This is a genomic window from Ciceribacter sp. L1K22 (assembly GCF_017599385.1).
GTDB lineage: Bacteria > Pseudomonadota > Alphaproteobacteria > Rhizobiales > Rhizobiaceae > Allorhizobium.
On sequence record NZ_JAGFPK010000002.1, the window covers coordinates 629,672 to 643,832 of the forward strand.

Sequence of the window (14,161 nt, forward strand, 5' to 3'; positions counted from 1 at the left end):
GGCCTAGAGTTTGAAGCCCGAGGCCTTCAGGACTTTCTTTCGCTCTTCAGGCAATTCCTCGAACACGGCAAGGGCACGCACGCGCAGCAGGTCACCGGGATCTTTCAGTGTTCGCGCTGCCTCCCATGCTGGAGCGTAGAGCAAAAGCGTCCGCAGATCCGCGTTCAATGCATCCGCAGCCAGATCCAGGGTTTGTTCGCTCGCCTTTCTCCAGACAATGAAGCGTGCCTTCACGACTTCACCATTCGCCGGCGCATAGCGGACCGACTGCTGCAACAGAAACGACAGTAGAGGCGGCTGCTCGGCGATGGCCCAACGAACCATCGCCAGACGCAGCCAGAGGTTTCCATCGCTGGGCGAGCAGCCGATCGCATGTTTGATGTAACGGTCCGCGTTCTCCATGGCGGCCGCCCATGCATCATAGCGAGCAAAGGAATTCTGCCGGTCGAGATCGGCGAGGATCACCCGCAGACCGTCACCGACAATGTCGCTTCGGCAGACGCCGTCGTTCGAAACCGCCATCGCCTCCCGCGCATAACGCGAGAGCACGGCCGCATCAAGCTGTGCTCCATCCTGCAGCCGATCGGAAAGATAGGAAATCGACGCGAAGCGCACTGATGCCGCCAGTTCCCGGGCGGCAAGGCCTATGGTTGCGGCCGCTGCAACGGCGAGCGCCACGAGAGCCAGGCGAGATCCGACGACACCGTCACGACGCATCGCGGTAATAGGATGAATAGCGAGAGTAGTAGTATTCGCTCGAACCGTAGTCCCGGTAGAGATCCATCTTCTTCTCGTCGACCTTGTTAAGGATCACGCCGGCGCAACGGCGGAAGATTTCGGAGTCGTTTTCCAGACACGTCTTGACCATCTTCCGAGAAGTGCGTCCCCATTCGATCACATAGAGGAAACTGTCGATCCGCGAGGCGATTGCGCGTGCATCGACGACCGGCGCCAGCGGCGGAAGGTCAATCACGACATAGTCGAACGTACTTTTCGCCGTCTCCAGAACGGTTTTCATGGCTGGAGAGGAGAGCAGTTCCGACGAATGCGGCACGCGGCGCGTCACGACCGACGGCAAAAAGCCCATCTTCGTCTTGAGGTCGAACATCAGCATGTCCTTGATCGGCCGCTTCTCGATCAGCGCCTCGAGAAGTCCCGCCTCCGCGTGACGCCCGATCGCGCGGGTCGACCCGGGATTGCGCAGGTCGGCGTCGATCAACAGGACCCGGGAGCCCTGCATCGCAAGAAGCTCGGCGAAATTGATAGCAACCGTGGACTTGCCTTCGCCAGGCAGGCTCGACACGACGCCGATCACCTTCGCGGTCTCGCTCTGGCTCGGGCCGGACAGATCGACGGCGATCTTGGCACTGCGCAAGGTTTCGGCGAACATCGAAAGGGGATGTTCCAACACGTAGCTCGTCACCGAATTGACGTGCCGGATGTGACGCGGGTGATCCTGCAGATTGTCGGCCGTTCTTGCTTCCATCGACTGCGCAAGCGGCGCGGTCCCCAGGAATTCGACACCGAGTTCGCGTCGCACCTGGTCACCGGTCCGGAAGAAACGGTCTCGAAACTCCCTAAATGCACCGATCCCGGCACCGACCAGTCCACCAAGAAAGATCGAGAAGGCCAGAACGAGCTTCTTGTTCGGCTCGCTCGGTCCCTTGGGGGCGACAGCGCTGCTGATCACACGCGCTTCCGTCACGGGGAAGGACTGCTGCTGGATCGCCTCCTGGTAACGCTGGAGGAAGGTCTGATAAAGGTTTTTGTAGGTATCTGCCGTCCGCTGTAGCTCGCGCAGTTGCACCTGGGTTTCGCCGGCAAGCGCGGTCACGCCTTGCGCCGCGTCCACGCTTTCCTGCAGCGCCTTCTCCCTCGCTTCAGCGACGTTCATATCGCTCTGGTAGCTCTCCGCGATACGACCGAGCTCCTCGAACATCAGCCGTTCGAACTCCTTCATTTCGCTCCGCAAGCGTACCGCCTGGACGTGATTGGGACCAAGTCGCCGAGAGATATCTGCCTCTAGCTTGGAAGCATCCAGGTATTTCCGCCGCAGTTCGTTCGAGATCGAACTGTCCAGCACGTCATTGACGATCGCGTCGGTCTTGCCCGAACTGATGATCTCCTGGATCCGGTCATAACGAGCCCTGGTTCGCGCCGTCTCGGCGCGCGCCACGATCAGTTGGCTGTTCAGTTCGGACAGCTGCTGGTCACTGATCAGCGTGTCTCCCGCCGCCACAAGACCATTTTCCGTCCTGAAACGCTGGACCGCCAGATCTGATTCGAGAGCCTTCTGCTTCAACTCGTCGATGCGCTCGAGCAACCAGTCGCTGGCGCGACGCGTCGCATCGTACTTGGAGTTCAGCTTGTCGAGCAGGTAGGCCTCGGCAATGCCGTTGGCGACGCGAGCGGACAAATCCGGGTCCGTAGACGTGTAGCGAATTTCCAGTACGTAGGTTTTACCGACGCGGCGAACTTCGGTGTTGCCGGTGATCAGTTTGATGGCGGCAAGCCGTTCGGCCTCGACCTCGTCGGCAGTCTTGACGTCTTCGCTGCTGAACCAGTTGAGCGGGTTGGCGACGAACTTGATGCCATCGATCATCCGGCCGAGCGGCGACGCGGTCTGGTTCATGAACAGCTTGTCTTCAAAGAGCTTCCGCTTTTCCACCACGGACGCGGCGATCGTTTCCGACTTCAACAATTCGAGCTGGCTGAGTACGGTAGGTTCGTCATCGATGGCAGAGCCGATGGCTGCCAACTGGTTGACGATCTCGCTCTGGCTACGGTCGATCAGAACGGTTGTGAGAGCGGTGTACCGAGGCACTGCTGTCGCCACGTAAATCACAGCAAGCACGACGAAAAATGCGGTAGCGGCGGCAACCACACGCCACTGCCGTCTCACGACCGCCATCAGGCGGTCGAAATCAATCTTGAAATCGATATTGTCATCCCCCGTACCGTTGCCCCCACCCCTTGAGAACATGTTATCCGGAGACAGCAAACCGGTACCTCGCGACTATAAGTGTTAAATCAGAGCATGACGACGACGATCAGTTCGTCGGGCTCACGCTGGTTCCGTCGTTTCCGGAGGAGAAGCCACCGCCGCTAGCGACAAAACCGGGCGCGCCGGACTGCCCGACGGTAGTGTCGCCGCCGATTCCGGCGGAACCAAGACCGCCTCCTCCGCCGCCACCACCGCCGATGTCACCACCGCCGCCGACTGCGCCGATTGCGCCCAACGCAGCCGTCTGGACCTCGTTGCTCGCCGCCAGGAATGCCGTCAACAACTCCGGCGAGTTCAGCTCCGCTACCTTCTGCTGAATCAGACCGGCATATTCCGGATTTACAGGGGCACAAGCTCTTGCCGCGCGGGCCAAGCCGGTACCCATCGCCGCTTTTTGATCGGCGTTGGCTTGGGGAACCGTGCTCAACAGCAGGTCAAGTGTGGCCTCGCTCGAGCCGACCAGCGCGCGCACCTCGCTCGACATCCGCAGGCCGCCCGTCGGATTATCCGAAAGCAGCGCAGCGGGATTGCCCGTAAATGCCGAGATGGCTTCATCGTTCATTCTCGCCGGCCCCTGGAAACACGCACCACCAGCCTGCGCGAAAGCAAACGTCGCGGTAAAGGACGAAGAAATCGTAGCCAGCAACAGGGCTGCGCCGGCGTTCCGTACAGTCTTGTGAATGGACATTGTAGACCTCTCTTCAACAAGGATGTCCGCGGGCAGACCTTTGTACCGCGTCCCGCAATTTGAGAGACCCGGCGACAAGTTGCCGGGCCGAAACCAAACCATTAATCCGTCAGCTCGCGTACCGCATCGCGAGTGGTCACAGCATCGGAGCTTACACCCGAAACTGTCGAGGAGACGCTGTTCACGATACTCAAGAACTTTGTCAGCTCAACCGAGTCCGAGTTCGAGATATACAGGATGTCCTTATCCTGCATCGCAAACTGCTGGGCCGCAAAGAAGGCAGACGGGTCTCGCAGATTGGCGCGGAAGATAACCGGAATGCTGTCTCCCTCGAACGCCGAAGTGTCTATGCCAAGTGCCTGGAGCGTCTTGCGGTCAACCGAACGATAAAGGGCAACCTGTGCGGGGTCGGCCCGACTGTCGAGCAGACCGCCTGCCTTCGCCAACGCATCTGCCAGCGTGAGCGACGATTCCTCGAAATCATACCGCCCATTGGTGCCCGAGGCACCGAATGCAAGGTATGTGCGGCGCTCGCGGTCGACGAAGATGGTATCGCCAGGCGCCACGAAAATATTCTCTGCCGGCGTCTTCGAAAGCTTTTCGTAGGAAATCGTTGCCGTCCGTCCGCGGCGGTGCAACGTGATGTTCGTTTCCACTCCCGGAGACGAAAGACCACCCGCCGTGGAGATCACATCAAGAACACGTTCCCCGGCAGAGGTCACGGTCACTTTTTGCGGGCTATTGACATCACCCAGAACGGCGACCTGGCTGGAACGGCTCGAAGAAACCGTAATGACGACCTGCGGTTCAATGGCTCGATTTGCCAGCAGATCCTCGATCTCCTGTTCTACCTGCTCCTTGGGACGCCCGGCGGCGGCGATGCGACCGGCGTATGGCACGGAGATATTACCGCTACTGTCGATCTGCTGAGGTGGCAGCGTTATGTAGTTTCCAGGACGGCTACCCGCATCCGCAGGAATGAAAAGACCGCCCGCCTGCGCCTCGAAAATCGACACTTCGACCGTATCTCCGGTCCCAAGCGGAATACCGGGAGGACCACCCCTTCCACCGCCAAAACCGCCCTGAAGCGAAGTAGCGACATCAGACTTGAAGTGGCTGAGTATACTCTTGTTTATATCGATGAGAACGTAGTCGATACCGACCTTCTTCCCCTCGGACGACAGCTTCACAGCCGCCTGCCCCTCAATCGCACGAGGCGCCGGGCCGGATGCGGGAAGCGCTGTGCAGCCGCTGAGTGCAGCCGCGAGGATAGCCACGGAAAAGTGCGCTTTGCTTACCAACATATTTCCGCCCGATATAAAAGTCTAATTTTCACAAATTCTATGACACGCGATCCGATCAGCGGCCAGCCTCCGGGAGACCTAAACAACGCCCTGAAAAACAATCTAGCAGCACTTGTTGCCGCAGCGCAACATCCTGCATCGTCATAAATTTATTAAGATTTGCAACATCTTGATGTATTGAAATGCACTTGCCCAATTTAAGTGCAGGACTAAGCTTTATTGTGCGAAATCTGCCGCGCCAGACAGATCGTCACGATTGGAGCCATAGCGGCCGAAAAGAAAAGCGCCATTCCCGGCAACTGCAGGGAAAAGTCGAGCACGGAGTGCACCATCGTCATCGCCAGAATGGCAATTCCGATCACCGGATAAATTCGAAGCCGTCGACGGGCTCTCAAACCCGACACCAGAATCCGCGACAGAAGCACCAATCCGGTCGCCAGAACGGGGACAGCAGCAACGCCCAGCCCTAGCATCGCCTCAAGATACACGCTGTGAGCGCGGTCCCACACGCCATAGAGCCCGCATTCCGGTGGACGAAACGCCGCGAAAGACTGGAGGAAGGCACCAAACCCGGTGCCCGAAAGCCAATTCTGACCGATCGCGGTCAAAATAGAAGGATAGATACAGAACCGCGGATCGGAGAGTCCGCCCACATCCGCCCGCAAGAGAACCTGACCGGCAAATGCCACGAGCACGACTGTTGTCCCGAGGACGATCCCGGCGATGCGCAGAAATCGTATCGCTCGCCTCTGCGGCAACCTTCCCACCCCCAGTCCCTCACCACCTGCCTCGCGATCCGCGGCTGCAAGCACGAGAAGCAGGACCAGAGCGAGAAAGACGCTCAACGTACCCGCCCGCGAGACCGTCAGCAGCAAGCCGACGGTACTGAGACCGAGCAGGATGACGTCGAACAGCAGTTTCCAGGCCTTGCGGCGCTCCGGTGAAGCAAGCCTTTGCCCCATGATCAGCGCCAGTGCCAGGCGATGGCGCCGCCGCAGCACCGCATCGACGATGAGACCTGCGAGCACCAGGATGACCAACCCCAGAAAGGTCGCAGCAGTATTGCGGTTGACGAAGGTACTGGTGAAGCTATCGAGGTAGAACCGTTTCTGCCACAGCAGGAGTGTGTCGGCGAACGACATGTACTGCAGCAGCGCCAGCGCTGCCAGGACACCGCCGGCGCGCGCGAGCGTTCCAACTGCCCAGACAGCGTCGTCATCGGTCCGAAAAATCAACAAACCGTTACAGAAAAGCAAAAAAGGAGCCGATATCTGCAAGAGGCTGGCGATCGTATCTGCCGGAGCGACGGAAATGACCGCGCCTTCGCCACCGGTGACGCTGTTGGCAGCCGCCCACGCGGCGTCTGCAAATGCACCGGGAAAGGGAAGGTAAGCCTGAAAGCCGATGAGGAGCGCTAGAAATAGGAAAAGAGCGACGGTATTTCGGAGTGTCGCCATCACATAGAGCGGTCGCTGGGCGAAACCGATCACCACCAGGCTCAAGAGAGCGGTGAAACCGGCAAAAACAGCCTGCGCCTCGATCGACACCGCGCCCCTTGGAAGAAGGGCAAGCAATGGTATCGCGACAAAGCACCATCTGAGAACTGATTGCACCCGCCACTCCACTGTCTGACGGGCTTTTCAACAAAGCTGCCGCCGAACAAGGCCGGGATCGACCGTCTGGCAGGCATGCCTGTGCCCCCGCGGAGGTTTATCCATCCGAACGGGGGCAAGCAAGATACCGCTGGGCTTTTACATGGCCATCCAGAGGCGGGGATTGTCGCCGGACTGTATCTTGATCCAGCGAAGATCGGTTTTCTTCCAGGGCTTGATGGCATTGGTGCGATTGTCGAGAACGAGATCGCCCTCGCTTGTCTTGACGACCAGCACCGCATGTCCCTCACCAGATCCGGTCCGCGCCACCGCGATGCGCAACGCCCGGGGCGACCAGCCCATGGCAATCAGGCGCTTTCGCTTTGTCAGGGCGAAATCCTCGCAATCACCGCTGTTGACGGCGATCTTCCACACATCGCCAAATTCATCGAAGCCATTGTCGTTCACCGGCCGGATAGAAGCGTTGATCGATGCGTTCACACGACGCAACTGCTTCTCGCGATGGTCGGTAAGAGCGATGGTCGACACGCCGGCCGACGCGCGGCATTCTCCGGGGTTCTCCATGCAGAACTTGACATGTGCGAAGGGAGCCAACGTCGGGCGTCCCGCAACGATGAAGCTGACCGTCGGATTGTTCCGCAGATTGCGGGCCAGGCCACCTGGGCCAGCCGCCTGAACAGGCTCGGAAAGAACAAACGCCGTCGCCGCGACGACAGCCGTTGCAAGCAGTTTCTTCAGCATGACCTTATCCCCGTTCATCTCTTCTTTTCTTCTGGCGGGGAACGCATCCGAAGGTGTTCGATGTCCCCGATGCGTCTTGGTTCGAGACCGAAGCCTTCGACCGCCTTGTACCAGACACTACACGGGAGGTTTTTCGACCGACTTAAGCAGAATGATTCAATTTTACGGGATGACGCATTTATCCCGTTTTGGCACGACTGGGTGACGTACCATGTCCCAATGCTGTAAGAATCATCCGACCGATTCCGACTAGTGACTTCAGCGACGGCGAACGGCAGGTATCATGAGAGGTATTTTGGAGCGCGTTTTCGGACGGGTGGCGCCGACCGGGAAACAGCGGAGGCCGAGGCACTTCTTCAACCGCATTCCGCGCACTGTCTACGTAATCGGTGACATTCACGGCTGCCTGAAGGCGCTTCTCGATCTGGAGCGGAAAATCGTCGATGATGCGGCGTTCAGAAGCGGGATCAAGCTTCTGGTCTATCTCGGGGATTATGTCGATCGTGGCCCCTCGTCGGCGCAAGTGATCAGCCATCTCCTGAAACCGCCACCACGTGACTTTCGGCGCATCTGTATTGCCGGCAATCATGAGGAGATGTTTCTCGAGTTCATCGCCGGCGGCTGTCGCAACGATGCCTGGCTCGAGATGGGCGGTCTGCAAACCCTGACATCCTACGGCGTGCAAATGACTGGTCAGACAAAAAAAGACCTGGCTGCGGACATTCAGGAACGCGTCCCGGCAACGCACCTCGATTTTCTGGCCGGCCTGCCCTCCCTTGTGCGCATGGATGGCTACTGCTTCGTTCACGCCGGCATAGATCCGGCCACAGGCCTTGAGGAACAGAAGGATCGCGTGCTGATGTGGTCGCGTCCAGGGGAGTTTACTTGGCCCGACGATGACATTGGCTTCACCGTCATTCACGGCCACACACCGGTCACCCACGTGGAGGTGGCACCCAATCGCATCAATGTCGATACGGGCGCGTTCATGACGGACGTACTTTCAGCCGTGCGGATCACCAGCGACGGCACAACGATATTCACCTCGCGCTAAGCCGCCCGACACCTCGCTGTTTTTACAGGCTTCCAAACAAGATACGGATACGATTTAGTTCCAGCCATCGCAGTGGCGATGTGCACCGGCCAGGCGATATCCGTCCGATGAGCAACTCGAGGTCGACTATGTCAAATCATCTTAAATTCTACATCGACGGCGCCTGGGTCGACCCCGTTGCGCCCAGTACCCTCGATGTTATCGATCCCTCGACCGAGGAACCCTTCACGCAGATATCTCTTGGTTCGAAAGCCGATGTCGACAAGGCGGTTGCCGCCGCGAAGACGGCCTTCGTCACCTTCTCGCAGACTTCGGTCGCCGACCGCCTGGCGCTGCTGCGCAAAATTCTGGAAGTCTACAACGCCCGATTTGAGGATGTCGCCCAGGCAGTGAGCCGCGAGATGGGCGCACCGCTGTCTTTCGCCCGCGACGCGCAAGCATGGGCCGGACGCGCGCACATGGAATCGACCATCGCCTCGCTTGAAACCTATGAGTTCTCCGAAAAGCGCGGCTCGACAATGATCGTCAAGGAGCCGATCGGCGTTTGCGCGCTGATTACACCGTGGAACTGGCCGCTCAACCAGATCGTCTGCAAGGTCGCGCCGGCGCTCGCCGCCGGCTGCACGGTCGTGCTGAAACCTTCCGAAATAGCGCCGATCTCCGGTATCGTCTGGGCCGAGATCATGCACGAGGCCGGCGTTCCGAAGGGTGTGTTCAATCTCGTCAACGGAAATGGCCCTGATGTCGGTCAGGTGATGGCCAGCCACCCCGACGTTGACATGGTCTCGTTCACCGGCTCGACCCGCGCCGGCATCATTGTCGCCAAGACGGCTGCGGATACGGTCAAGCGCGTGGCGCAGGAACTGGGTGGGAAGTCGCCCAACATCATTCTCCCCGACGCGGATTTGGAGCACGCGGTGCGTCAGGGCGTGCAGGGCTGCTTCGGCAACTCCGGTCAGTCCTGCGACGCGCCGACCCGCATGCTGGTACCGGCCGACCGGCACGATGAGGCGCTGGCTTTCGCAAAATCCGAGGCCGAGAGTTTTGTTACCGGCGATCCGCGCGACGAGAAGACTGTGCTCGGACCCGTCGTCAGCCAATTGCAGTTCGACAAGATCCAGCGCCTCATCGAGACGGGTATCAAGGAGGGCGCTACGCTCGTCACCGGCGGCCTCGGTCGCCCGGAGAACCTCAATCGTGGCTACTACATCCGCCCCACGATCTTCGGCAACGTTTCCCGCGACATGACCATCGCCCGCGAAGAAATCTTCGGGCCGGTGCTCTCGATCCTACCCTACAGCGACGAAGAGGAGGCGATCGAAATAGCAAACGACACCGTCTACGGTCTCGCGGCCTATGTCCAATCGACCGATATCGGCCACGCCCGAAACGTCGCAGCGCGCATGCGGGCCGGCTCCGTCTATCTCAACTATCCCGAATGGGACACCTTCGCCCCCTTCGGCGGCTACAAGCAGTCCGGCAACGGTCGCGAGTACGCCGATTGGGCGATCCACGACTTTCTAGAGATCAAGGGCATCGTCGGTTACGGCGACTGAGAGCGCACAAATCAAAGGCAACCGGCCTCATGGCCATTTGCCGGGCCGGTTTGGGCTCGATCACCTCAAATATTGACAGACTAACGGATTTTGCATGTCGGAAAACCTCGGAAAATCGGTGGCGCAGCTCGCCGTCCTCCTTCAGCAGCGGGCACTCGACCCTGTCGATCTCGCGGAGGAGACATTGGACGCAATGGCCAACCATCCGGACAAGGCGATCTTTACGACCATGACCGCCGACCGAGCGAGAACGGAAGCCCGCCTCTCCTCCGAACGCATCCGCGGGGGCCGTTCGCACGGCCTGCTGGACGGCGTGCCGATCGCGTGGAAGGACCTCTTTGATCTCAAGGGTCTCTCGACGACCGCCGGCTCGGTCGTTCTTAAAAGCGAACAGCCGGCGAGTACGGACGCCGACGTCGTGACCGCGTTGAAATCCGCCGGGATGGTCTGCATCGGCCGAACCAACATGAGCGAATTCGCGTTCTCGGGCCTCGGCATCAATCCGAATTACGGGACGCCGCGCAATCCGCGCTCGACCGACGTTCCAAGACTTCCGGGAGGCTCCTCCTCCGGCTCGGCAGTCGCCGTCGCCGCCGGACTGGTACCCGTTGCGATGGGCACAGACACTGGTGGCTCGGTCCGCATTCCAGCCGCCTTCAACGGGCTGGTCGGCTACAAGGCGAGCCGCAGCCGCTACTCGATGAGCGGCGTCTATCCTCTCGCAACCAGCCTCGATTCCCTCGGCCCCCTTGTCCGTACCGTCTCAGATGCGATCTGGGTCGATGCTGCAATGCGGAGGATGACCGCGCCGTCCATCCCGGCCACCTCTATTGCCGATCTGAAACTGGTCGTTCCGGAAACGGTCTTCTTCGATGGCGCCGAACCGGGCGTGGTAGCTGCGTTCGAGGCTGCTATCAGCCGGCTGGAGAAGTCGGGTGTGAGGGTTCGCCGACAGGCTTTTCCGGAAATCTCTGAAATCTTCGAACTCATGACGCAACACGGGGCGCTTGTCACCGCCGAAGCCTATGTGTTGCATCATGAGCGCCTGGCCGGACCGGACGCCAGCCGGATGGACCATCGTGTCGTTCAACGGGCACGTCTTGGCGAAAAGATCAGCCTCGTCGACTACGTGATGATTCAGCAGGCCCGCGAGCGTCTGACGCGCTCTTTCGCCTCGAAGCTGTCCTCGGGCGAACTGATCGCGTCACCGACCCTTCCCCATGTCGCACCGCCAATCGAGCCGCTGCTGGAGAACGACGACTTATTCTTCGCGACCAACGGCAAGACGTTGCGCAACACGCTGATCGGCAATTTTCTGGACTGGTGCGGTGTATCGCTACCCTCCGGAAAAGGCGACGCGGGTATGCCGGTCGGTTTCCTTCTGTCCGGCCTTAAAGGCCAGGATGAGGCCGTCCTCTCCGCGGCATTCGCGATCGAGCATATCGTCGGCGGCTTCTAGGAGCCGCCGACCCTCAAAAGTTCAATAGCCCGCTTTGATCTTTTCGAACTCGGCGATCATCTTCTGCCGCAGCTCGATCGGCATCGGCGACTGGAACAGCGTATTCGAGACGAACTTGTCCACATCGGCATAGCCCTTGTCAGCGAGGATCTGCGCATCGACCGCGGCCATGCCCTTGGCATTGGCATGACCATAGCCCCAGCTCTCGACGATGTAGGCAGCGACATCGGGGGCGGAGATCGCATTCAGGAAATCATACTGCTTTTCCTCGCTGCCCTCGGCCCCTTTCAGCCGGACATAGCCGCACACCCAGGTGGAAAGCCCCTCGGTCGTATCGCGTTTCATCTCTACCGGCACACCATCCGCAAGCAGCGTGGTGGCGGTCTCGTTCCAGGCCCAGGCGAGATCGACCTCGCCGCCGGCGATCGCCTGGCTGAGATCGGTATTGTCCGTCCAATAAAGACGCACATTCTTGTGCACCTCGCGAAGGAAGTCGGAGGCCTGCTGGAACTGCTCGTCGGTCAGCGTAGTCCAGTCCTTGACCCCGATCGCCAGGCTGGCGAGCGCATAGGCGTCATCGACATTGTCTCCGATCGATACCCGGTCCTTAAACTTCGGATCGGCGAAGGCCTTCAGCGACGTGACCTCTTCCGGCTTGACCGTGTCGGTCCGGTAGGTGAGCAGGGTATTGCCCCATTCGAAGGGCAGGAAATAGGCTGTGCCGTCCGGCCCGGTCATCAGGCCCTTCATCGACTGGATGCCGGGGAGCACGTCGTTCCAGTTCTCCAGCTTTGCGGTATCCAACGGCTCAAGCAGTCCCGCGTCACGCCACTTGGCAACACTCTGCGAGCAGGGGTGCGCGAGATCGGCCTTGAAGCCGGAGCGAAGCTTCTGGAACGCCTCTTCTTCATCGCCGAAGAACGAGAACTCGGGCTCCTCGCCATGTTTTGCAGCATAGGCCGGATGGAATGCCGGGTCCTCGTAGCCGGACCAGTCGAATATGACGATATTGTCTGCGGCTGATCCCGGCAAAGCCGTTGCAGACAAAAAGCCCGCGGTCAGAACGGCGAGGACAGATTTCCCAAAGGCAGAGGTAGTCGACATGGTTTTCTCCAGTTCCGGTTTGCTGTTCCTTATTTCAAAATTGGACCCTCGCGGGTCATGTGATCGGGAAAGGCGGCGACGATAAATTCTATCGCAGCCGCATGCGCGCCCTCCCGCGCCAGCCCGTCACTCATCATCAGACGCCACCACAGCCCCTCCAGCGTGGCGCAAAGCGCGAGCGTCATCGCCTTCGGCTCATAGAGATAGCCGCCCTCGGCCTTCATCTGCGACACCAGGTCCTCGAAGAGCTGCTGGTACCGCGCATCCCGCGCCCCGCAGAGAGCCTGGTAGGTCGGACGGGATTTCGCCTCACCCCAGAAGGCGCACCAGGCAGCAAGCTTGCGCTTCGTGGTGATCTTGCGGTCGAAATCGGCGGCAACGAGCGCCCATAGTTTCGCCGCGGCGCTGGATCCGGCCTTTTCCAGCGCAGCCATCCAATGGGAGGCATATTCGTCGGCCATGTGCTGCAGCGTTGCAACCAGCAGCTTGTCCTTGCTCTCGAAGTGGAAATTGACGATGCCGCGCGACAAGCCAGCCCCATCGGCCACGTCGGCAAGCGTCGTCTCCGCATAGCCTCGCTTGGCCAGCGAATCGATCGTCGCCTCGATCAACTGCTGGCGTCTCGTTTCCTTCGAAGCCTTACGGCCACGCTTCTCGGTCTCTGCCCCATCCTGCCTCGCGGCGGCGGTCTCTTTCATGCCTTTGGCCCAATCATCATCTTCGGGATCGCGCAGCATCATCATGTCAGCCGATCCGCCTTGTAACCGCGAAGATGAGTGGGACAGTGCTCTCCACTGTCAAGGACCTTCTGCATCGCCGTCCACGTACGAATGTTCTTCTCCACATAGGCCTCGCCGACCGCAGCGACGGCGGCAGCGCGCAGTGGCCCTTTCAATCTTTCAAGTTCGCCGCGAGCAACCTCGCGATACCAGGCATTTCGGCTTTCCGCCGTGACATCGACAAATCCCGCCTGTTCCAAGGCCGAGATGTAGCGCCGTGCCGAAGCCATTCCGAAACTCAGCCCTTCGGCCGCTATATAGTCACGCATGTCATCCGACGGTTCGTTATCGTGACCGATAAGCCAGTCGGAGGCGGCGAAAACGCCTCCTACCTTAAGCACCCGATAAATCTGCGCGAATACCGCTTCCTTATCAGACACATGTACCAACGCGTCTTTTGAAAAGACGAAGTCAAAGCTGTCGTCAGGGAACGGCAGCGGTCCTGGCACGCCTTGGATGAAGTCGACCCGACCCGAAAGTCCGGCCATTTCGGCCGCCCCCCGGGCTCGCTCGATGACGGGCAATTCCACATCGAAGCCGGTCATGCGGGCCGGTTCGGTTGTGCGGACAATGTGAAGCGTAATGCCGCCTGCCCCGCAGCCAATATCCAATCCGGATTTGCCCCTGAGATCGAGGCCTGCAAGCACACGGTCGACCTCCTCCGGCCCGCCAGGCGAGAGATAACCCTCACCCCACAGTACCTCCAGAAAACGGATCGCCTGCTCGTCATACTCAGGCTCATGGACTTCTTCGACCGCCATGCAGACCTCGTTCGGATCACCTCGAAATCCTAGCGCATAATCGCAGGATTGCAACAAACTTGCTGAATGTTCATTCAATACGGCTGGAAAAAATTCCT

Annotated in this window: 12 protein-coding genes; 3 read left to right on the plus strand and 9 right to left on the minus strand. The window is 59.7% G+C overall.

Annotated features, from left to right (window positions below; all coding sequences use genetic code 11):
* Positions 1–3 precede the first annotated feature (3 nt).
* The 6 genes from J5J09_RS20890 to J5J09_RS20915 all read right to left on the minus strand — a co-directional run bounded on the left by J5J09_RS20890 (position 4) and on the right by J5J09_RS20915 (position 7,350).
* On the minus strand, positions 4–717 hold the full coding sequence (locus J5J09_RS20890; RefSeq protein WP_208554158.1) for a hypothetical protein: 714 nt from the start codon (positions 715–717) through the stop codon (positions 4–6).
* Positions 707–2,983, minus strand: a complete 2,277-nt coding sequence (locus J5J09_RS20895; protein WP_208554159.1) for a polysaccharide biosynthesis tyrosine autokinase — start codon at positions 2,981–2,983, stop codon at positions 707–709. The genes J5J09_RS20890 and J5J09_RS20895 overlap by 11 nt, the downstream gene beginning before the upstream one ends.
* 67 nt (positions 2,984–3,050) lie before the next feature.
* Positions 3,051–3,692 carry a hypothetical protein gene (locus tag J5J09_RS20900; RefSeq protein ID WP_208554160.1) on the minus strand — a complete coding sequence of 214 codons (642 nt, stop codon included), beginning with the start codon at positions 3,690–3,692 and terminating at the stop codon, positions 3,051–3,053.
* Positions 3,693–3,793: 101 nt separating this feature from the next.
* Positions 3,794–4,996, minus strand: a complete 1,203-nt coding sequence (locus tag J5J09_RS20905) for a polysaccharide biosynthesis/export family protein (protein WP_208554161.1) — start codon at positions 4,994–4,996, stop codon at positions 3,794–3,796.
* A 209-nt stretch (positions 4,997–5,205) separates the two neighbouring features.
* On the minus strand, positions 5,206–6,609 hold the full coding sequence (locus tag J5J09_RS23045; RefSeq protein WP_208554162.1) for an O-antigen ligase family protein: 1,404 nt from the start codon (positions 6,607–6,609) through the stop codon (positions 5,206–5,208).
* A gap of 138 nt (positions 6,610–6,747) precedes the next feature.
* A complete protein-coding gene (locus tag J5J09_RS20915; RefSeq protein WP_246746030.1) occupies positions 6,748–7,350 on the minus strand; it encodes a transglutaminase-like cysteine peptidase in 603 nt (200 codons plus the stop codon).
* A 283-nt stretch (positions 7,351–7,633) separates the two neighbouring features.
* Between J5J09_RS20915 and J5J09_RS20920 the strand changes: the two genes are divergently transcribed.
* From J5J09_RS20920 to J5J09_RS20930, 3 genes are all read left to right on the plus strand, one after another.
* Positions 7,634–8,404, plus strand: a complete 771-nt coding sequence (locus J5J09_RS20920) for a metallophosphoesterase family protein (RefSeq protein ID WP_208554164.1) — start codon at positions 7,634–7,636, stop codon at positions 8,402–8,404.
* A 128-nt stretch (positions 8,405–8,532) separates the two neighbouring features.
* Positions 8,533–9,960: an aldehyde dehydrogenase family protein gene (locus J5J09_RS20925; RefSeq protein ID WP_208554165.1), complete on the plus strand. Its 1,428-nt coding sequence runs from the start codon at positions 8,533–8,535 to the stop codon at positions 9,958–9,960.
* 94 nt (positions 9,961–10,054) lie between these two features.
* Positions 10,055–11,419, plus strand: a complete 1,365-nt coding sequence (locus J5J09_RS20930; protein WP_208554166.1) for an amidase — start codon at positions 10,055–10,057, stop codon at positions 11,417–11,419.
* A gap of 21 nt (positions 11,420–11,440) precedes the next feature.
* Here the strand turns inward: J5J09_RS20930 and J5J09_RS20935 are convergent, their stop codons facing one another.
* From J5J09_RS20935 to J5J09_RS20945, 3 genes are read right to left on the minus strand one after another with little or no spacing between them, the layout of a single operon-like run.
* The gene (locus J5J09_RS20935; RefSeq protein ID WP_208554167.1) at positions 11,441–12,523 is read right to left on the minus strand and encodes an extracellular solute-binding protein; all 1,083 of its coding nucleotides are present in this window, start codon (positions 12,521–12,523) and stop codon (positions 11,441–11,443) included.
* Positions 12,524–12,552: 29 nt separating this feature from the next.
* Complete coding sequence (locus tag J5J09_RS20940) at positions 12,553–13,221, minus strand: TetR family transcriptional regulator C-terminal domain-containing protein (RefSeq protein WP_208554464.1); 669 nt, start codon at positions 13,219–13,221, stop codon at positions 12,553–12,555.
* Positions 13,222–13,262: 41 nt separating this feature from the next.
* Positions 13,263–14,063, minus strand: a complete 801-nt coding sequence (locus J5J09_RS20945) for a class I SAM-dependent methyltransferase (RefSeq protein WP_208554168.1) — start codon at positions 14,061–14,063, stop codon at positions 13,263–13,265.
* Between the last annotated feature and the right edge of the window lie 98 nt (positions 14,064–14,161).

Bases quoted from the DNA above. Each gene is read 5' to 3' on its own strand.
- J5J09_RS20890 (WP_208554158.1), bottom strand. From the start codon at position 717: ATGCGTCGTGACGGTGTCGTCGGATCTCGCCTGGCTCTCGTGGCGCTC.
- J5J09_RS20895 (WP_208554159.1), bottom strand. From the start codon at position 2,983: ATGTTCTCAAGGGGTGGGGGCAACGGTACGGGGGATGACAATATCGAT.
- J5J09_RS20900 (WP_208554160.1), bottom strand. From the start codon at position 3,692: ATGTCCATTCACAAGACTGTACGGAACGCCGGCGCAGCCCTGTTGCTG.
- J5J09_RS20905 (WP_208554161.1), bottom strand. From the start codon at position 4,996: ATGTTGGTAAGCAAAGCGCACTTTTCCGTGGCTATCCTCGCGGCTGCA.
- J5J09_RS20915 (WP_246746030.1), bottom strand. From the start codon at position 7,350: ATGCTGAAGAAACTGCTTGCAACGGCTGTCGTCGCGGCGACGGCGTTT.
- J5J09_RS20920 (WP_208554164.1), top strand. From the start codon at position 7,634: ATGAGAGGTATTTTGGAGCGCGTTTTCGGACGGGTGGCGCCGACCGGG.
- J5J09_RS20925 (WP_208554165.1), top strand. From the start codon at position 8,533: ATGTCAAATCATCTTAAATTCTACATCGACGGCGCCTGGGTCGACCCC.
- J5J09_RS20930 (WP_208554166.1), top strand. From the start codon at position 10,055: ATGTCGGAAAACCTCGGAAAATCGGTGGCGCAGCTCGCCGTCCTCCTT.
- J5J09_RS20935 (WP_208554167.1), bottom strand. From the start codon at position 12,523: ATGTCGACTACCTCTGCCTTTGGGAAATCTGTCCTCGCCGTTCTGACC.
- J5J09_RS20940 (WP_208554464.1), bottom strand. From the start codon at position 13,221: ATGAAAGAGACCGCCGCCGCGAGGCAGGATGGGGCAGAGACCGAGAAG.
- J5J09_RS20945 (WP_208554168.1), bottom strand. From the start codon at position 14,063: ATGGCGGTCGAAGAAGTCCATGAGCCTGAGTATGACGAGCAGGCGATC.